Origin of the sequence: Azospira sp. I09, assembly GCF_009177135.1 — a bacterium.
Lineage (GTDB): Bacteria > Pseudomonadota > Gammaproteobacteria > Burkholderiales > Rhodocyclaceae > Azospira > Azospira oryzae.
The window spans coordinates 2,820,978-2,840,108 of sequence record NZ_AP021844.1 but is presented as its reverse complement, the minus strand read 5'-3'; the positions used below and the strand labels follow the sequence as shown (position 1 = coordinate 2,840,108).

The window sequence follows — 19,131 nt, the reverse complement described above, 5'->3', positions numbered from 1 at the left end:
ATCCCCAGGGGATAGCTCCAAGGTCGTCCACGGAGTTCCAGCCGCCCTCCCGAAACGACGCTCTTGCTGTGCCAGCTCCTGCGGTCTATGCACACCGCTGCGGCAACGGGCCGCCTGCCGATCACAAAGCGGTGTCTGCATCAATCGGCTTCCTTGCTGCCGGCATCTCCTGGCCCCGCCAAGCTGACGCCCATCCGATGAACCGCACATTTCCAAGGAGGCTTCATGCGCGTGTTCCTGTGCGAGAAGCCGTCCCAGGGCAAGGACATCGCCCGTGTGCTGGGTGCCGTTCAACGCGGCAACGGCTGCTACAGCGGCGCGGGTGTCGTCGTGACCTGGTGCATCGGTCATCTGGTGGAGGCGGTTCCGCCCGAAGGCTACGGCGAGCAATACAAGCGCTGGGCCATCGAGCAACTGCCCATTCTTCCCGAGCGTTGGCGTGTCGAGCCCAAGGCGGCGACCGCAGCGCAATTCAAGGTCGTGCAGCAGCTCGTCGCCAAGGCGGGCGAGCTGGTGATAGCGACCGACGCCGACCGCGAGGGCGAGATGATCGCCCGCGAGATCATCGACCTGTGCGGCTACCGCGGGCCGATTCAGCGCCTGTGGCTGTCGGCGCTCAACGATGCGTCGATCCGCAAAGCGCTGCGTGCGCTCAAGCCGTCCGCCGAGACGCTGCCGCTGTATTTCTCCGCACTCGCCCGATCGCGCGCCGACTGGCTGATCGGGATGAACTTGAGCCGCTTGTTCACACTGCTGGGGCGTCAGGCCGGCTATACGGGCGTGCTGTCGGTGGGGCGCGTGCAGACGCCGACGCTGAAGTTGGTCGTGGATCGTGATCGCGAGATCGCGCGATTCGTCTCCATGCCGTATTGGGCCGTGGATGTGCTGCTATCCCATGCCGGCCAATCCTTCACCGCGAGCTGGATACCGCCCGAAGGCAGCACGGATGCAGCGGGTCGCTGCCTTCAGCAGCCGGTGGCGCAGCAGGCTGCGGATCGCATTCGCGCGGCACGCGATGCGCAGGTCGTGTCGGTGGACACCGAGCGCGTGCGCGAGGCACCGCCGCTGCCGTTCGACCTGGGCACGCTGCAGGAGGTGTGCTCCAAGCAGTTGGGCCTCGACGTGCAGGAGACGCTGGACATTGCCCAGGCGCTGTACGAGACGCACAAGGCGACAACGTACCCGCGCTCCGATTCGGGCTACCTGCCCGAGAGCATGCTGGCCGAGGTGCCGACCGTACTCGACAGCCTGGTCAAGACCGACCCCAGCCTGTGGCCGCTGATCGAGCGCCTGGATCGCCAACAGCGTTCGCGTGCGTGGAACGACGGCAAGGTGTCGGCTCACCACGGCATCATCCCGACGCTGGAGCCCGCCAACCTGTCGGCCATGAACGAGAAGGAGCTGGCCGTCTACCGGCTGATCCGCGCCCATTACTTCGCGCAGTTCCTCCCGCACCATGAGTTCGACCGGACGGTGGCGCAGTTCTCGTGCGGCAGTCAGTCGCTGGCGGGCGTGGGCAAGCAGATCGCCGTCATCGGCTGGCGTGAGGTGCTGGCGACGCCAGGGCCGGACGATGCCGATGGCGAGGATGCGCAGCGCAGCCAGGTGCTGCCCGCCCTGCATGCGGGCCTGTCCTGCCCGGTCGGAAAGGTGGATCTCAAGGCGCTGAAGACGCTGCCGCCCAAACCCTACACGCAGGGCGAGCTGATCAAGGCCATGAAGACCGTCGCCAAGTTCGTGACCGACCCGCGCCTGAAACAGAAGCTGCGAGATACCACCGGCATCGGCACCGAGGCGACACGCGCCAACATCATCAACGGTCTGATCGGTCGCGGCTACCTGGTCAAGAAAGGCCGTGCCGTCCGCGCTTCCGACGCGGCATTCACGCTTATCGACGCGGTGCCCTCGGCCATCGCCGACCCCGGCACCACGGCAGTGTGGGAGCAGGCGCTCGACATGATCGAGGCCGGCCAGATGGCGCTGGACACCTTCATCGAGAAGCAGTCCGTGTGGCTCGGCCAGCTCGTGCAGCAGTATCGCGGCGCAACGCTCTCGCTCAAGCTGCCGCCGGCGCCGGCCTGCCCGCAGTGCGGCGCACCGATGCAGCAGCGCACGGGCAAGAGCGGCGCGTTCTGGTCCTGCTCGCGCTACCCGGACTGCAAGGGCACGTTGCCGATCGAGTCCCCGACGGGCCGGCGCAGCGCACCGCGCAAGCGGCGCGCTGCCTCCAAGGCGTCCTGATCCTCGCTTCCCCCTGCCGCGCCGGCCACTTCACTGGCGGCGAGGCAAACGTCCCGCACCGCGCGGGACTCCAAAGCGCGCGTCTCCTTCTGCAACGGTGTGCGCGCCCCGTCTGCCCGCCATCGGGCGACAGGGCGAGAAGGTCATTGCTCCACGAATCGCGCCCGCCGCCATTCCCTTGATCGGTGTGCCTTGCCTCGGTCATGAGGGGCTTCCTGACGCCTTGCCGCCGCGCGAGCCGTGAGGAGGCCCCTTGGGCCGAGGGTATTCCGTGCCGGTGCCCGCCGGCGGAACAACGGGCTCCCTTTGTGTGTGGATGCACGCCAGAGGTTTCCGGCCCCAGCCACGAAACGGGCCGGGTGCGATTGCTGACGCAGCGAACGGCTTTGACGACGGCCCGCGCTGACGCAGCCCACAGGTGGTTCTCCTTCCTCTCCAGCCGAAGGCCCGCGTGGCCTTCGGCGCCATGGTCCTTGCCTTGTCCCGTGACGCGGGCCTGCCCTAAAGCGGGCCGTCCGCGATTCGGTTTTCCCTGCGACGACAGCCATGCTTCGCGCCCATCCTCACGCCATGCGTTGCTGACAGTCGTCAGCGGCATGCCCTGGCAGTCTCGGTCTTCAAGACTGCAACGCGGTTCGCCGCGTTGACCGATCCAGTCCGCTTCGCATCGCCCACCGCGGACGCTCGCCGGCCTGGCGACGATGCACTTTTCTCAACCACCCGAGGGGAACCCATCCCCTGCGGGATGCGTGCTCCCCGACCCACCAAGGAGCACGGCATGTCTGAACCTTCCGCATCTTCCTCTGCAACCGCAGTGCGCAGCGGTGCGCTGGCGCTGGCCTGGACCGGCAAGCGTTTGCCGCTACAGGTGCTGCGCAGCGCGGCCGGCCACTACATCGGCACGCAAGACGACGAAGGCCCGGTATCGCGGGAGTCCGTCGAGTATTTCCCGAACCACCTCGCAGCACAGCGCGCCCTGGATACCCATGCCTGGACACAGCGCGCTCACCCCTGATTCCCACCCTTCAAGGAGTTCTCTCATGAATCTGTCTTTACCCGAAGACGTGCTCGATCAGATGGCGCTGGAACAGGCGCACTTCGACGCTGCACCGCAGGCCTTCTTCGAGGCCTGGAAGCGCGGCGCGCAGATCGCCGGCCACGAGTGGTTCGGCGACGGCACACGCGAAGGTCTGCAGCGTGCCACCACCAAGTGGGACCTGCGGCCCAACATGCTGATGCTCAACGACGCCCTGGGTGTGCTGAGCAGCGGTCAACGCATGTTCCTGTCCGCGATGGTGAGCTTCTACAACTCCCGCGAGGGCGGCGCGATGCTCAAGCGTTGCGGCTTCGAGGGGCTGTCCGACTTCGGCGGCCTCGATCTGGAACGGCGCCAGGTCATCGCCGACCTCACGCTGCACTACAACGGCTGGTGAGCCGCGCCTGGCAACCCACCGTTCTTTCATCCCACCCCACGAGGGACATGCGTCCCCGTTCGGGGCCATGTCCCTCCTTCCTTTCGCAGGAGCGGCCATGTCCCGAATCACCATCTTCCACTGACCTGCACCGCCCGGCGCCAGGGCGGCCCGACGCCGCGGCCGGCTGACCGGTTGCCACTTCATCCACTCGCTGGGGTTCAATCCCCGGCAGGGGATTGCCTCGGCCATCCTCTGCTGGAGGAATCCCATGTCTCATTCCAAAAACCCCTTCGTCCGCGGCTACGATGGCCTGTCCGTGCAGCGGCTGCTGGCGATTTCCTACGACGACGACTGCCCGCTGAGCTATCTGCCGCTGCACGTCTCGCAGTCGCATCTGCCGGACAACCAGGTCGAGCGCCATGCCTGCGTCTTCTGCGACGACTTCGCGCTGATCACCGAGGGCCAGAACGTGCCGCCCGAGCTGGACGCGCAGTGCCCCAGCCACGGTATCGCCCGAAACCTCGTCTACGCAGTCATGGCCGAAGAAGCCGGCCAGCCGCTGCACGTCGGCGATACCTACTCCGAGGAAGCCGCGCGCGAGGTGGTACGCCGCCTGCGCTTCGAGACCGGGTTCTACAGCCGTGCCTGGGAAATCAGTTCGGCGCACATCACCGAGGAGGCCGGTCGCTTCCTCGCCGAACTGGCGGACATCGCCACGCCGAGCGGTTTTCTGTTCGTGGCCTTCCGCATTCCCTACAGCCCGGCGGTCGGCGTGAAGCTGATCGCCACGCCCTGGACGGATGCGAACCTGCAGCATGTCGAGGGCATCACCGCCGAAGAGCTGCGGCAGGAGCATCGGGCCAAGGGCGTGCCGGAGTCCCTCGTGGAAGTGTTGCACCTGGCTGCGCTCGCCGACGTTCGCATGTTGGTGTTCGATGCCGACGCGCCAGTGCTGGACGGGCTGACGCTCTACGACGACGAGTAACCCGCAACCCATTCGAGCCCCCACGTCGGGGCTCTTCTTTTTCGCGGAACGCGGTGCCGGCGCATTGCCGATTCCCAACGGATGGTCGCCGCCATGTGCCGCACGCTGGCCGCATGTTCGCTGGCGTTGCCGGCAGCATGCCCAGGCAGTCGAGACCTTCAAGACTGCGGCGCGGTTCGCCGTGCTGGTTGCTTCGTTCTCCGGGCGCACCCGCGTCCATCCACCTCACCCTCAAGGGACAGACCTCCCTTGCGGGCGGGAGTCCCTTGGTTGCCACAAGGAGTCTCCCCATGGATACCCAAGCCATCCGCGCACAGATGCCGACGCTCGTTGTCGGTCATGTGCCTTCCAACGTCCGTTCGTTCAAATTCAACATCTTCGACGGCCAGCCCAAGGTTTCGACGCTGGGCTTTCACATCGACCCGAAGCCTTTCGAGGGCAAGGTCATCGCCACCACCGACGAGGCCATCGTCGTCAAGACGGGACGAGCCGAGTTCGCGGTGCTCGATCGCACGCTCGTGACCGAAGTGCCCGACGAGGGCGCCAAGGTGCAGGTCGAACCCTATGTCAGACGCCGCTTCGACGGTCAGCGGGCGGACACGCCCGAGGAGCAGACCGAGTTCACCGCCGACGGCCAGCCCTACACGGTGAAGCGGTTCGTGCTCGGGTCCGCACCGGCGAAGCTGCCGATCCCCGAGCCGCGCTGCCCCGAGCTGCAGGAACTGGTCGACCAACTGGAGCAGTTGCCCGCTCCCGACGGTTTCCGGCGCGTCACCCACATGCTGGTGGATGCCGGCGCGCGGGACATCACCTGGGTCGATCCGCTGCCCGCCGACATCATCCGCACGCCGCCGGCCATCGGCTTCACCGTCGCCACGACGAAGTTCCAGGGTCGCGTCACCGTGCTGTATGAGCGTGGCCTCGACCTCTACGCGGTGGAGCTGCACCGCGACGGCGAGCTGGTCGAACGGGTCGATGAGGTGTTCTTCGACACCCTCGGCGAGACGCTGGAACGGCTGATCGACGACGGGAGTTGGCGGCGCATCCGCGTGCAGTGCCTGTCGTGTCGTAAGGCTATCCGGCACTGATCTCACAGCAGCTTCCCGCCCTCGCGGCGGGAAGCCTCTTTTCCTGCCCCCTGGAGATCACACCCATGACTGTTCGATTCAAAGGCACGGAGCTGCGGCCCGTGCTCGCCGAAGCGGTGGCGAATCAATGCCGCGTCATCCTGGTCAAGGATCAGGGCGTGTACTTCCTGGCCGAGTGCGGCGAGCGCCGACCCGATGGTCGCCAGAAGACCATCGCCTATGCCGCTGGCTGCAACCCGGATGTCGATGCCTTCGATGACTGGTGGGAGCTGGCGCGCGCCGAGTTCGGTGGCGACGACTTCGGCGAGTTCTTCGATCCGCAGGAGGGCGTGTTTGCGCGCATCCTGCGCAGCGAGGACGACCTCGACGTGTCCGCCTCCGCGACACACCTATCGCTGCAGGCGGTTCCTCCCACGCCCAGCGGTAACTGACCGCCCATCCCTGGCCCCCGCTCCGGGGGCCTCTTTCTTCCCGGCAATGCGGACAGCCGCGAGTGCCGATTGCCGCTCGCCTGCGCGCCGTCCTGGCGCCACGCTTCCGGCCATGTTCCGCTGACGTCCGTCAGCGACATGCCCAGGCAGCCACGATCTTCAAGGCTGCGACGCGGTTCCGACCGCGTTGATCACTCCAGTTCGCACCGGCATCCATGCGCGAACGGCCATCGGTTCTCGATGGCGATGCCTCCAAGCTGTTCCATCAACCCACGCGGGGGTTCCACACCTTCCCCGCCTTGGGTCGGGTGTGTCTCCGCCTCATTGTTCCCAGGAGATTCACCATGACCACTTCCACCGAAAAGTCCTACTTCGATCTGCACATCACCGGCCTCGGGTATCTCAATCGCATCCGCGAAGTGAAGCCCAAGAAGGGCGATGCGTTCCTGGCCTGCGACATCGCGGCTCTGAACGGTCCCAGCGACGACGTCTCGTATGTGCGTTTCGACACGCGCGTATCGGGTTCGGAAGCGCAGCACCTGGTGCGCCGCTGCATTCAGGCGGTCGACGCCGAGAAGAAGGTGATGATCGGCTTCCGCTTGGGCGACCTGTGGACCGACACCTTCACCTACTCCAAGGGGAAGCGTGCCGGCGAGCAGGGTGTGAGCCTCAAGGCCCGTCTGCTGTTCGTCAGTTGGATCAAGGTCGACGGCAAGCTCGTCTACAAGGCCGAACCCAAGCCGACCGAGACCGACGAGCGCGACCCGGAAGTCCCCGTGACGTCCGACGCGCCCGCCGCGCAGCAAGCCTCGGCACCGGAGCCTTCCAGGCCCGTCGCCGATGCTGCCGACGACGCTGCCGATGCCCCCGCATTGGCCGTTGCCGAGTCGTTCTGATCCGCAAGGCCCCATCCCCGGGGCCTTGTCTTCTCTTCGTCCGCAGGAGACCTTCATGATCACCATTCCCGGCCAACTGGCCATCAAGACCATCCACGGCAGGAACGGCGACTTCAACGTCGGCCGCCTGGCGACCTCGATCGGCGAGTTCGTCGTGAAGAACGCCGAACTCGATCAGTACCGCGAGGGCAAGTACGACGGTGATTTCGTCATCGTCGAGATTCGCCCCTCCACGTACAACGCCAACGGCCGCATGGTCATCGAGATCCGCGCCCATCTGGGCGGGATGACCCTGTCCAACATCGACGCCCTGAGCCGCGACGAAGCCCGCCGGCTGAGTCCGCAGGAAGTCGATCCAATCGACGAGGAAGCGCAGGCGCCCGCGCCGGCAACGCCCCCGGCCAAGCCGAAGGCGAAGCCGCGCAGTCCGCGCGATCCCCTGGTCGATACCACGCCGTTCGGCAGCGAACCGGCTCCCGTGTCCGCTGCGGCCTCGGCCGAGGCAGACGACGCGGCGCTGTTCGGTGCCTTGTGGCCCCTGGGCGAGACCGTAAAGCTCGATGCGACCGTGGATCGTCGTGTGCTGCGTCAGCAGCGCGACCGTCTCGACAAGCTGGGCTACGAGTTCGCTCCGCTGTCCCAGGACTGGCACCTCCAAGCTGCCTGATCCATCCGCCGCCTTGCGCGGCATTCCGCCACCCGCCGGGGTTCTCCCCCGACGGGGAGGGCTCCGGCCTTTTCTTCAAGGAGACCCTCATGGGCTGGACCTTCGTTCGTCAGACGCGCGATCAGTTGATCCGCGAGCTGCTCGCTCCGCAGGCGTCCGAACGCGCTTGCTGCGAAGTCATCGACCACACGCTGGACGGCGACGTTCTGTGGACCGTGGTTCGCGTCATCGCCAGGCAGGCGGGCGTCATGGGCCTCGCGGCCGGTGAGTCCGTCTGCTACATCGGCTGCAATCTGCTGGAAAGCTCGGGCGGCGATTGGGGCTACAAGTCCCTCGATGAGTCCGTGCATCCGTACTACTACTCGTGCCCGCTGCGCTATCTCGACATGGCGCCGGTGCAAAGCTCCGAGTGGCGCGAGCGGGTTCACCGCTTTCACGCGGGACGCGCTGTCTAGCGGCACGCATCTTCCTTCACCCAACCGGGGCGAGCACGGCCCCGCGGGCTGTGGTTGCTCCTTCTTTTCCAAGAGGACATCACCATGCCTGCACCTTCTTCCGCGAAACCGCTGTACCGCATCGACGAATGCCCCGACCTCATGGCCGACGGTTGCGTCGGTGACGAGCAGGGCAATCTCGTCTTTCTCTCGATCTGGGCGCGCGACACCGCCGTTCAGGAGTTCCTCGCTCGCCTGACCCTCGGCCGGGATGAACAGGGACTGGATCAGTTCCACGTCATCACCGAGCAGGGCGCATCCATCCCGGTCTTCGTCGGCAACGTCGAGAACCTGGAAAAGCGCATCACCCGCGCCTATCGGCGAACGCTGTTCGGTTCGCTGACGAATGTGTGGCTGTTCGATCGTCGCTGCGTGAAGCCAGACAAGGCCAACGCCAGCGCGCTGGCGCTTCTGCCCAGGGATTCCGCTTACCGGCTCGACCGGCTGTGGACGCTGGTGCAGGACACCTGCCCGCTGCCACTGCTCGACCACTGGCGCGACACCGTGCTGGAGCTGTTGCAGACACGGCGGATGCTGACCGGTCTTCCCTTGGCCCTCGGGCCGCTGGAAGGCCATCGGCTGGCCCTCGATGTCCCGGCGCTGACGAAGGCGCTGGGCGAGCTGATCCGCAACGGCACCCTCGGTGCCACGCAGTACGAACTGGCCGCGAACGCACCGCTTCGGCGTGTGGCGTGAGCCATTCCCACGGGCATGCGCGCCGCGCGTGCCCGCCTTCCCTCATCCATCATCAGGAGAAATCCATGGCACTCATGTTTCCGCGCCTGGCGCGCAATTTCATCCGTAACGGCTACTTCCCCACCGACGAGCCGACGCTGGAGCGCGCCTTGTCCGCACTGGCACCGTCTCCCGGCTCCATGTCCATCCTCGATCCCTGCGCCGGCGAAGGCGTGGCGATTGCTGAAGCCGCCCACGCCCTCGGGCGCGAGCAGGTCCAGGCCTTCGCCGTCGAGTACGACGCCGAGCGTGCCCGCCACGCACGGCACCTGGTCGATCGCTGCATCCACGGTGACCTGATGGACACGCTGATCTCGCGCCAGTCATTCGGGCTGCTGTGGCTGAACCCGCCGTATGGCGATCTGAGCAAGGACGTGAACGGCAACATCGGCTATCAGGGCCAGGGCCGTGCGCGGCTGGAAAAGCTGTTCTATCAGCGCGCGCTGCCGCTGCTGCAGTACGGCGGCGTGCTGATCTTCATCGTGCCGTCCTACGTGCTCGACGCCGAGCTGGTCGGATGGCTGACGCGCCACTTCGCCGACCTGCGCATCTACCGTGCGGTGGAAACGCAGTTCAAGCAGGTGGTGATCTTCGGCCGCCGGGTTCGCCAGCGCGACCAGGCGTCGGAGTCGGCCAAGGCCCTGCGTGGTCTGCTGCTGCAGATCGGTCAGGGCGACGCCGAAGCCGAGGAACTGCCGCTCGAATGGCCGTTCCTGCCGTACACCGTCCCTGCCAGCCCGGCCGAGCCGGAGCACTTCTATCGCGTGACGATGGAGCCCGAGCAGTTCGCCGATGAAGTCGGCCGGCTGCAAGGACTCTGGCCGGCGCTCGATACGCACCTGGGGGGCGCGCAGCAGTCGCTGCGGCCACCGGCGCGGGCCTTGTCGCACTGGCATCTCGCCCTGGCCTTGGCCGCGGGCGCAATCTCGGGCGTCGTGACCTCCAAGAGCGGCAGAACGCTCGTCGTGAAAGGTGACACCCACAAGGAGAAAACGCTCCAGACAGAATACACCGAGCGCGACGACGGGTCTGTCGCCGAGACACGCATCCTCACCGACAAGTTCGTGCCGGTCATCCGCGCCTGGGACATGACGCCGGGCTCCGCCACGCGGGGCGAGGTGCTGACCATTCGCTGATCGTCGTTCCTCGACGGCAAGCCGCCAGTGCTTCGCCGCCTTCTTTGTCCACCCACCGGGGTCATGTCGCCCCGATGGGGCGCCGTGGCCTCTTTTTCCTGAAGGAGAAATCACCATGGCACTCGCTGTTCTCAACCTCGTGTCGCAACCACGGTTCCCATCCGGGCAAGTGGTCATGACCGCCGGTATCAACGATCTGGTCCACCAGGGCCAGTTCAATCCGGTGCCTTATCTGCGTCGCCACCTTCGTGGTGACTGGGGCGATCTCGACGACTGCGACCGGCGTTCCAACGATGCCGCGTTGAAGTCCGGAGATCGTCTGTTCTCGTCCTACCAGGTCACGCCGACCTTGAATCTCTGGATCATCACCGAGTGGGACCGCAGCGTCACCACGCTGTTGCTGCCATCCGAGTACTGATCGTCATCTGACCGTTCTCTTCCCACCCCTGGGGCATGCCATCGCCCCGCAGGGGTCGGTGCATGCCCCATCTTCATTGGAGCATCACCATGTCCCTCGATCTTGAAACTGTTCCCGAAACCGCTGTGCAGGGCGACCTGCTCGAAGCGGCCGCTTCACCCCTCACGCTCAGCCTGCAGGACTTCGTATCGGAGTTCGGCGACGAGCTGCTCGACTCACTCAACCGCGCCAATCCTCCGGTCTACACCGGCCAGGTGCGGGTGCATCGGCAACTGATCCTCGCCACGCTCAAGCGCAAGCTGTTCCCGGCGCAAGCCGATGTGGTCCATGCCGTCACCGAGCTGTTGGTCGATCGTGGCGAACGCGCCGCGATCGTCAATGGCGAGATGGGCTGCGGCAAGACGACGGTGGGTATTGCCACCGCCGCCGTGCTCAATGCCGAAGGCTACCGCCGTACCTTGGTTCTGTCTCCGCCGCACCTAGTCTACAAGTGGCGGCGCGAAATCCAGGAGACGGTGGCCGGTGCCAAGGTCTGGGTGCTCAATGGCCCGGACACGCTGGTCAAGCTGCTGAAACTGCGCGAGCAGTTGGGCGTGCCGGCGCAGGGCCAGGAGTTCTTCGTCCTGGGCCGCGTGCGGATGCGGATGGGGTTCCACTGGAAACCTGTCTTCGTTCGCCGGCGCACGCCTCACGGTGACGTGGGGGCCTGCCCGGATTGCGGGCATGTCATCACCGACCTCGACGGCGAGCCGATCAACCCGGTCGAACTCGAAGCCGAGGAGTCCCGCCGCAAGTGCAGCCACTGCCGTGCACCGCTGTGGTCGTTGATCCGTCCGAGAGGCCTGTCCGCCAGCGACCAGTCCTCGACCGTGCTCAAGGCACTGAAGCGTATTCCAACCATCGGGGAAGTCACCGCGCAGAAGCTGATGCAGAAGTTCGGCGACGCCTTCCTCGCGTCGATGCTCGGGGACAACATCCACGAGTTCATCAACCTGATGGATGGCAACGGCGAGCTGGTCTTCTCGGACCGGCAAGCCCATCGGATGGAACGTGCGATGGCCAACATGGAGTTCGGCTTCGGCGAGGGCGGCTACCAGCCGTCCGAGTTCATCAAGAGGCAGCTTCCCCAAGGCACGTTCGACCTGCTCATCGCCGACGAGGCACACGAGTACAAGAACGGCGGCTCCGCACAGGGCCAGGCCATGGGGGTGTTGGCGGCCAAGGCGCGCAAGACGCTGCTGCTCACCGGCACACTGATGGGCGGCTACGGCGACGACCTGTTCCACCTGCTGTTCCGAGCCCTGCCGGGGCGGATGATCGAAGACGGCTACCGGCCGACGAAGAGCGGCAGCATGACCTCGGCCGCGATGGCGTTCATGCGCGATCACGGCGTGCTCAAGGACATCTATTCCGAGAGCACGGGCACGGCGCACAAGACGGCCAAGGGCACCAAGGTATCGGTGCGCACGGTCAAGGCGCCGGGGTTCGGTCCCAAGGGCGTGCTGCGTTGCGTCCTGCCGTTCACGGTCTTCCTCAAGCTGAAGGACATCGGTGGCAACGTGCTGCCGCCCTACGACGAGGAGTTCCGCGAAGTCGCGATGGACACGGCGCAAGCCGCGGCCTACCGCGATCTGGCGGGTCGGCTGACCCAGGAGCTGAAGCAGGCCCTGGCGAAGCGCGACACGACGCTGCTCGGTGTGGTCCTCAACGTGCTGCTGGCCTGGCCGGACTGCTGCTTCCGGTCGGAAACCGTGGTGCATCCGCGCACGCGCAATACCTTGGCGTTCGTTCCGGCTCAGTTCAACGAGCTGGAGGTGATGCCCAAGGAACGCGAGCTGATCGAGATCTGCAAGCAGGAGAAGGCAGAAGGGCGCAAGACCCTGGTCTATTCGGTCTACACCGGCACGCGCGACACCACGTCGCGTTTGAAGGTGCTGCTGGAGCAGGAAGGCTTCAAGGTGGCGGTACTGCGCGCGAGCGTGGATGCCTCCCGCCGCGAGGACTGGATCGCCGAGCAGTTGGACCGCGGCATCGACGTGCTCATCACCAATCCCGAGCTGGTGAAAACCGGCCTGGACTTGCTGGAGTTCCCGACCATCGTGTTCCTCCAGTCCGGCTACAACGTGTATTCGTTGCAGCAGGCCGCCCGGCGCTCATGGCGCATCGGCCAGAAGCAGCCGGTGCGCGTGATCTACCTCGGCTACGCCAACTCCTCGCAGATGACCTGCCTGGGGTTGATGGCCCGGAAGATCATGGTGTCGCAGAGCACGTCGGGCGACGTGCCCGAGTCCGGACTCGATGTCCTGAACCAGGACGGCGACTCGGTGGAGGTGGCACTGGCACGGCAGCTTGTCACGGTCTGATCCATGTGCTCATGCCGGCGGCCCCTCGGGGTCGCCGGCTACTTTCCACGGCCCTTCGGGGCCGTTTTTCTTGGGCGTATGACAGTCCATGGCGCCGCCCGCCATGTATTCGGGCGGGCGTCAGTGCGTTTTGTTTGCTGCCCGCAGGCCAAGCGGCGGCGATGGTGAGGGCTCCGTGTTCCAGGGAAGCGCCCTCCATGCAACCATCCATCTGCGCTGTTCACCGCCTGGCCCTCGCCGCTGGCTTGCTGGCCGGTAGCCTGTTGGCCGCCGGCTGCGCCACGACCGCCACGACCGCCACGCCGTCTGTGCCAGCGGTGCCGGCCGCATCGCCAACCGCCGTCGCGCCGGAGCCGGGTTTCGTTCCGGTGGCCCGCTATGGCCGCTACACCCTGATCGAGCTGGTGCCGGAACCTGCGCAGCGTGATCTCTTGCAGCAGGCGGTGGAGGTGTCTATTCCGCCCACGCTCGATGCCAGCGTGGGCGATGCCATGCGCCATGTGCTCCTGCGCTCCGGCTACCGGCTTTGCGATGCGGCCGAAGCCGCCACGCTCTACGCGCTGCCGCTGCCTGCCGCACACCTGCGCCTGGGCCCGCTGATGCTGCGCGATGCCTTGCTGACCCTTGCCGGCCCGGCCTGGGAGCTGTCGGTCGATGACTTGAGCCGCCAGGTCTGCTTCAGCCGGCACGGTGCTCCCACCTTCCTTTCCGCCAACCCGCCCGGCGCCGCCCCGCCCGTGCCGGACGCCGACCGGCCCGAGGAGATGCAGCCATGACCTTTCCCCAAGCGCCATCCGAGCGCAATTCCCGCACGCGCTGGCTCAAGATCGCCGCGGCCTTCTGGCTGCTGCTCATCAGTGCCGTGGCACTCATCAACAGCGTCGGCCTGTCGCGGCTCGCCGAGCAGACCCAGAGCAGCGCACAGGATGCGCAGTTCAAGGCGCTGGGCTTGCGCATGGCCGATCTCGAACAACAGGCCGATGCGGACAAGCGGCGGCCGGCGCCGATCAGCCAGGCCGAATTCGCCACCGCGCGGCAGGCGCTGGACGAACGGATGATGCGCCTCGAAGAGGCCGACGAGGCGAGGGCCTTGGCCATCGACCTGCAGACGCTACAGACGCGCGTGAACGGAATCGAGACTCGCCTGGAGAAGACCCGGCAGGTGGCATCCGCCGCTCGCCCGCGCGCGCCGGTTGTGACGAAGCCCAAGGTGCCGGAGCCGCCGTTCCGGGTGCTCGGCGTGGAGCTGCGGGGAGGCGAGCGCTTTCTGTCGATCACCTCCACCGCCGCGCCCTCGCTCGCGGGCGCCCGGCTGCTGCGCGAGGGCGATGCCGAGGGCGGCTGGCAACTGCAGTCGATCGAGGCGCAGGCGGGCGTGTTCCAGGTGAACGGCCAGACGCAGCGCGTCGCGGTGCCGTAGGAGGTCGCCATGAACCTGCGGCCGTTGCTCGCTGCCGTCGTCCTGTTCGCCACTTTCGGCGCATCCGCCCAACCGGCCCCGGTGACGAACTCGCGCATGGTGCCCGCCCAGGTGCAGCCGGGCACTGATGCCGCGCTCGACGAGAGGCAGGCGCGGGAGTGGGGGCTTCAGCCCGAGGAGTGGGCACGTTACCGGCAACTGATGCAGGGGCCGCTCGGGGTCTATTCGCCCCAGCTCGATCCGCTCACGGCGCTGGGCATCGAGGCCCGCAGCGAGGAGGAGCGCAGGCGCTACGCGGAGTTGCAAGTGCAGGCCGAGGCCCGGCGCGTCGGAAAAACGCTGGCTTACCAGCGGGCCTACGACGCGGCGTGGCAGCGCCTGTTTCCCGGCCAGCCGCGCGTGAGCCTGCCCGGTGCCAAGGCGCCGGGTGCCGGCAACACCGGCTCCGGGCGCCTGGCGGTCTTCGTCAAGGCCGACTGCGCACCGTGCGCGCAGCGCGTGCAGCAGTTGCAGGCGGCCGGCACGGCCTTCGATCTCTACATGGTCGGCAGCCGTCAGGACGACGCGCGCATCCGGCAGTGGGCCACCCGGGCGGGCATCGACCCGGCCAGGGTGCGCGCCCGCACCATCACGCTCAACCACGATGCCGGGCGCTGGCTGTCGCTCGGCCTGCCCGGCGATCTGCCGGCCGTGGTGCGCGAGGTGAACGGCCAATGGCAGCGGCAATAGGTGCTCCGGGCCGGGAGCGTCGGCCGTCCCGCGTCGCCATCCGCTGCGCCAGCGCCGTGCTGCTGCTCACCACCGGCGGCTGGGCACTGGCCGCCCTGGCGCGGGAAGTGCCGCCGCCGGCCTATCAACTGGCGGCGCATCGTGCAGACGTGCCGGCGGCGGTGCTGTACGCGGTGGCCTTGCAGGAGAGCGGCGCCATGCTGCGCGGGCGCCTGATCCCCTGGCCGTGGACGCTCAACGTCGCCGGCTCGCCACAGCGCTACGCCACCCGCGCCGAGGCCTGCGCGGGGCTGCACCGTGCGCTCGCCCACACGCCGGCCAATCGCATCGACGCCGGCCTCGGCCAGGTCAATCTCGGCTACCACGCGCATCGCTACACGCAGCCCTGCGAGCTGCTGGACCCGTACCGCAACCTCGCCATCGCCGCGGAAATCCTGCGCGAACAGCACACGCCGGGCGAGGACTGGCTCCTTGCCATCGGCCGCTACCACCGGCCCGCCGGCGGGGCACCCGCGGCGCGCTACCGGCGCAGTGTGCATCGGCACCTGATCCGCGTGCTCGACCCCGGCGTTCCCGTTTCAACCCTTCAGGCCACCACGCCATGAACCACATCGTCCTCATCGCCGCCATCGGGCTGCTGTCCACGACCGCCGTCTTCGCGCAGACCACCTCCGCACCGCTGATCGTCGTCGAAGACCGTGGCGGCGACTCCGCGCCGCCGTACTACCAGTCGCTGAATCCTCAGCTGGATCAGGCCACACCGCCGGCCCCTCGCGTGGGCAACGCGGCCGACGCCGAAGCCGCCATGCTGCCGGTGCGCTCGACGCAACTGTCGCCGGGCGAGGTGCAGCGCCGCGTCATCCGGGCGCCGGGCCTGACGGCGCTGTTCCTGATCGGCGATGACGAGCGGTCGCGTGCCTGGCTGCGGCAGCGGCAGGCGGAGCTGCGAGAGCTGCAGGCCGTGGGCCTGGTGGTCAACGTGGAGTCGATGGCCGCGCTGACGGCGCTGCGCAGGCTGGCTCCCGGTCTGACCCTCTCGCCGGCCTCCGGCGACGACCTGGCCCAGCGCCTGGGCCTGCGCCACTACCCGGTGCTCATCACGTCCACCGGCGTCGAGCAGTAGGTGCGCAAATGGCCCAACCGCACGCGGTCGAGGTTCTGCTGCGGCCAGCGGTGGAGCTTTACACCGTGGCGGTCTGCACCGGCGCCGCGATTCTGTGCCTGGTGGCACCGTGGTCGCTCGCGCTGAACCCGCTGCTCGGCCTGGGCTCGGCGCTGGCTTTCCTGACCTTCGGCGCGATTCGCCTGCGCGATGCCTGGGCGATCCTGCGCTATCGCCGCAACATCCGCCGCCTGCCGCGTTACGTGATGACCAGCCGCGACGTGCCGGTGAGTCAGCAACGGCTGTTCGTCGGCCGGGGCTTTCGCTGGGAGCAGCGGCACACGCACCGGCTGATGCAGACCTACCGGCCGGAGTTCCGCCGTTACGTCGAGCCGACGGCGATCTACCGGGCCGCCCGGCGGCTGGAGGAGCGGCTTGAGTTCGCGCCGTTTCCCGTCTCGACGCTGGCGCGCGCGCTGGCCTGGGACAGCCCGCTCAACCCGGCGCGGCCGCTGCCGCCGGTCGGCGGACTGCCGCGCCTGCATGGCATCGAGCCGCACGAGGTCGACGTCACTCTGCCGCTGGGCGAGCGTGTCGGCCACACCCTGGTGCTGGGCACCACGCGCGTGGGCAAGACGCGGCTGGCCGAGCTGTTCATCACCCAGGACATCCGCCGCAAGGTCCGCGGCGAGCACGAGGTGGTGATCGTCTTCGACCCCAAGGGCGATGCGGACCTGTTGAAGCGCATGTACGTCGAGGCCAAGCGCGCCGGGCGCGAAGGCGAGTTCTACGTCTTCCATCTGGGCTGGCCGGACATCTCGGCGCGCTACAACGCGGTGGGCCGGTTCGGGCGGATCTCCGAGGTGGCCACGCGCATCGCCGGACAGCTCTCGGGCGAAGGCAACAGCGCCGCGTTCCGCGAATTCGCCTGGCGCTTCGTCAACATCATCGCGCGCGCCCTGGTCGAGCTGGGGCAGCGGCCGGACTACCTGCTGATCCAGCGCCACGTCATCAACATCGACGCGCTGTTCATCGAGTACGCCCAGCACTACTTCGCCAAAAACGAGCCGAAGGCCTGGGAGGTCATCGTCCAGCTCGAAGCGAAGCTGAACGACAAGAACATCCCGCGCAACATGATCGGGCGCGAGAAGCGCGTGGTAGCCCTCGAACAGTACCTGTCGCAGGTGCGCATCTATGACCCGGTGCTCGACGGCCTGCGCAGCGCCGTGCGCTACGACCGGACGTACTTCGACAAGATCGTCGCTTCGCTGCTGCCGCTGCTGGAGAAGCTCACCACCGGCAAGATCGCGCAACTGCTCGCACCGAACTATTCCGACCTGTCCGACCCGCGGCCGATCTTCGACTGGATGCAGGTCATCCGCAAACGCGCGGTGGTCTACGTGGGGCTGGATGCGCTGTCCGACGCCGAAGTCGCGGCGGCGGTGGGCAACTCGATGTTCAGCGATCTGGTCTCGGTCGCCGGCCACATCTACAAGTTCGGCATCGACGACGGGCTACCCGGCGCCGCGGTGGGCGCCAAGATTCCGATCAACGTCCACGCCGACGAATTCAATGAACTCATGGGCGACGAGTTCATTCCGATGGTCAACAAGGGCGGCGGTGCCGGCGTGCAGGTGACGGCCTACACGCAGACCTTGAGCGACATCGAGGCCCGCATCGGCAACCGTGCCAAGGCCGGCCAGGTGGTCGGCAACTTCAACAACCTGTTCATGCTGCGCGTGCGCGAGACCGCCACCGCCGAACTGCTGACGCGACAACTTCCCAAGGTCGAGGTGTACGCCACGGCACTGATGAGCGGCGCCACCGACAGCTCCGATCCGCAGGGCAACACGGCGTTCACGTCCAACACCCAGGACCGCATCAGCAGCAACAGCGTGCCGTTGATCGAGCCGGCGCATGTGGTGGCGCTACCCAAGGGGCAATGCTTCGCGCTGATCGAGGGCGGCAACCTCTGGAAAGTCCGCATGCCGCTGCCGGCACCCGACCCCGACGAAGCCATGCCGAAGGATCTGCAGGAGCTGGCCGGCTACATGCGGCAGCACTACGTCGAGGCAGGAGACTGGTGGGAGACCCAAGGCATCCCCGGCCTGCAGGACAAGGCGCTGCCCGACGACCTGCTGGACGACTTCAAGCAGATGGCCGCCGCTGAAGAGGCCGAAGCATGAGCGATCCGGCCGTCGCGGCCCAGCGCCAGCAGCAACGACAGCAGGGCCTGATCGCCGGCCTGGTCACGCTGCCGTTCCGCTTCTTCGGCGTGCTGTGCGGCGCGCTGCTGCTGTGCATCCTGATCGAATGCGTCGGCATGCACTTCTTCTGGCCCGATCAGGGTTGGCGCCACGCGCAGGGCATGCTGCACCACGAGCTGGATCAGCTCTCGGAGAACTTCACGCGCAGCGCGCTGGTGCAGGAGCCGGGGCGCACCGCGCACCGGCTGGTCGAGCAGGGTTACGACTGGCTGTTCGTGAAGAGCGGTCTGTTGGACTGGATACGCGACGCCTCGGCGCAGGCCAGCGCCGGCAGCCATCGCCCGACCAAGGATTTCCGCTACTACATCGGCTTGGTCTACGTGAACGTGGAGAGCTACCTGATCGCGGCGGCCTACACGACGCTGGTCTTCCTCGTGCGGCTGCTGGTGCTGTGCCTGACCCTGCCGCTGTTCCTGATGGCTGCCTTCGTCGGGCTGGTGGACGGCCTGGTGCGCCGGGACATCCGCCGCTTCGGCGCGGGACGCGAATCGGGGTTCATCTATCACCGCGCCAGGGCCAGCCTGATCCCGCTGGCCGTGCTGCCGTGGGTGACTTACCTGGCACTGCCGGTCAGCGTGAACCCGCTGCTGATCCTGCTGCCCAGCGCCGCATTGCTCGGCGTGGCGGTGTGCATTGCGGCGGCAACGTTCAAGAAGTACCTGTAGCTGCAGCCCTGCGCCAGGTCAGATAAACGATGCCATAGTTTCGGTTCTCTGCTTCGTCAAGAACGTCAGCATTGGCGCG

General features: G+C 67.1%; 20 protein-coding genes. All 20 read left to right on the top strand.

The window, feature by feature from the left end; all coding sequences use genetic code 11:
• Positions 1-225: 225 nt before the first annotated feature.
• The 20 genes from AZSP09_RS13235 to AZSP09_RS13135 all read left to right on the top strand — a co-directional run bounded on the left by AZSP09_RS13235 (position 226) and on the right by AZSP09_RS13135 (position 19,052).
• Entirely contained in the window at positions 226-2,241 is a 2,016-nt protein-coding gene (locus AZSP09_RS13235; protein ID WP_003141052.1) for a DNA topoisomerase III, read from the top strand.
• 778 nt (positions 2,242-3,019) lie between these two features.
• Positions 3,020-3,256 (top strand): hypothetical protein, encoded by a 237-nt coding sequence (locus tag AZSP09_RS13225; RefSeq protein ID WP_013982118.1) that lies wholly within the window; start codon positions 3,020-3,022, stop codon positions 3,254-3,256.
• Positions 3,257-3,281: 25 nt separating this feature from the next.
• Positions 3,282-3,674 (top strand): hypothetical protein, encoded by a 393-nt coding sequence (locus AZSP09_RS13220; RefSeq protein ID WP_003141051.1) that lies wholly within the window; start codon positions 3,282-3,284, stop codon positions 3,672-3,674.
• 250 nt (positions 3,675-3,924) lie between these two features.
• A complete protein-coding gene (locus AZSP09_RS13215; RefSeq protein WP_003141041.1) occupies positions 3,925-4,641 on the top strand; it encodes a DUF5983 family protein in 717 nt (238 codons plus the stop codon).
• Between the two features lie 290 nt (positions 4,642-4,931).
• A complete protein-coding gene (locus AZSP09_RS13210; RefSeq protein ID WP_003141039.1) occupies positions 4,932-5,729 on the top strand; it encodes a hypothetical protein in 798 nt (265 codons plus the stop codon).
• 65 nt (positions 5,730-5,794) lie between these two features.
• Positions 5,795-6,160, top strand: coding sequence for a DUF3085 domain-containing protein (locus AZSP09_RS13205; protein WP_010792167.1), 366 nt, complete (start codon positions 5,795-5,797; stop codon positions 6,158-6,160).
• Between the two features lie 344 nt (positions 6,161-6,504).
• Positions 6,505-7,056 (top strand): STY4534 family ICE replication protein, encoded by a 552-nt coding sequence (locus tag AZSP09_RS13200; protein WP_010792166.1) that lies wholly within the window; start codon positions 6,505-6,507, stop codon positions 7,054-7,056.
• Positions 7,057-7,111: 55 nt separating this feature from the next.
• Positions 7,112-7,723, top strand: a complete 612-nt coding sequence (locus AZSP09_RS13195) for a DUF3275 family protein (RefSeq protein WP_010792165.1) — start codon at positions 7,112-7,114, stop codon at positions 7,721-7,723.
• A gap of 89 nt (positions 7,724-7,812) precedes the next feature.
• Positions 7,813-8,178, top strand: a complete 366-nt coding sequence (locus AZSP09_RS13190; RefSeq protein WP_152090305.1) for a hypothetical protein — start codon at positions 7,813-7,815, stop codon at positions 8,176-8,178.
• An 84-nt stretch (positions 8,179-8,262) separates the two neighbouring features.
• Positions 8,263-8,913 carry a hypothetical protein gene (locus AZSP09_RS13185; RefSeq protein ID WP_010792163.1) on the top strand — a complete coding sequence of 217 codons (651 nt, stop codon included), beginning with the start codon at positions 8,263-8,265 and terminating at the stop codon, positions 8,911-8,913.
• A gap of 65 nt (positions 8,914-8,978) precedes the next feature.
• Positions 8,979-10,088 carry a DUF6094 domain-containing protein gene (locus AZSP09_RS13180; RefSeq protein ID WP_023123933.1) on the top strand — a complete coding sequence of 370 codons (1,110 nt, stop codon included), beginning with the start codon at positions 8,979-8,981 and terminating at the stop codon, positions 10,086-10,088.
• A 115-nt stretch (positions 10,089-10,203) separates the two neighbouring features.
• The gene (locus AZSP09_RS13175) at positions 10,204-10,506 is read left to right on the top strand and encodes a hypothetical protein (RefSeq protein WP_023123934.1); all 303 of its coding nucleotides are present in this window, start codon (positions 10,204-10,206) and stop codon (positions 10,504-10,506) included.
• Between the two features lie 89 nt (positions 10,507-10,595).
• Positions 10,596-12,869: a helicase-related protein gene (locus AZSP09_RS13170; RefSeq protein WP_023123935.1), complete on the top strand. Its 2,274-nt coding sequence runs from the start codon at positions 10,596-10,598 to the stop codon at positions 12,867-12,869.
• A gap of 197 nt (positions 12,870-13,066) precedes the next feature.
• Positions 13,067-13,645 carry a PFGI-1 class ICE element type IV pilus protein PilL2 gene (pilL2, locus tag AZSP09_RS13165; RefSeq protein WP_023123936.1) on the top strand — a complete coding sequence of 193 codons (579 nt, stop codon included), beginning with the start codon at positions 13,067-13,069 and terminating at the stop codon, positions 13,643-13,645.
• Positions 13,642-14,289, top strand: coding sequence for a hypothetical protein (locus AZSP09_RS13160; RefSeq protein WP_029133599.1), 648 nt, complete (start codon positions 13,642-13,644; stop codon positions 14,287-14,289). Before pilL2 ends, AZSP09_RS13160 begins: the two co-directional genes overlap by 4 nt.
• A gap of 9 nt (positions 14,290-14,298) precedes the next feature.
• On the top strand, positions 14,299-15,018 hold the full coding sequence (locus AZSP09_RS13155; RefSeq protein ID WP_003141019.1) for a TIGR03759 family integrating conjugative element protein: 720 nt from the start codon (positions 14,299-14,301) through the stop codon (positions 15,016-15,018).
• The gene (locus AZSP09_RS13150; RefSeq protein WP_029133601.1) at positions 15,003-15,623 is read left to right on the top strand and encodes a lytic transglycosylase; all 621 of its coding nucleotides are present in this window, start codon (positions 15,003-15,005) and stop codon (positions 15,621-15,623) included. The genes AZSP09_RS13155 and AZSP09_RS13150 overlap by 16 nt, the downstream gene beginning before the upstream one ends.
• Positions 15,620-16,141, top strand: coding sequence for an integrating conjugative element protein (locus tag AZSP09_RS13145; protein ID WP_029133602.1), 522 nt, complete (start codon positions 15,620-15,622; stop codon positions 16,139-16,141). Before AZSP09_RS13150 ends, AZSP09_RS13145 begins: the two co-directional genes overlap by 4 nt.
• Positions 16,142-16,149: 8 nt before the next feature.
• A complete protein-coding gene (traD, locus tag AZSP09_RS13140) occupies positions 16,150-18,306 on the top strand; it encodes a type IV conjugative transfer system coupling protein TraD (RefSeq protein WP_029133603.1) in 2,157 nt (718 codons plus the stop codon).
• Entirely contained in the window at positions 18,303-19,052 is a 750-nt protein-coding gene (locus AZSP09_RS13135; protein ID WP_029133604.1) for a TIGR03747 family integrating conjugative element membrane protein, read from the top strand. The genes traD and AZSP09_RS13135 overlap by 4 nt, the downstream gene beginning before the upstream one ends.
• The last annotated feature ends 79 nt before the right edge of the window (positions 19,053-19,131 follow it).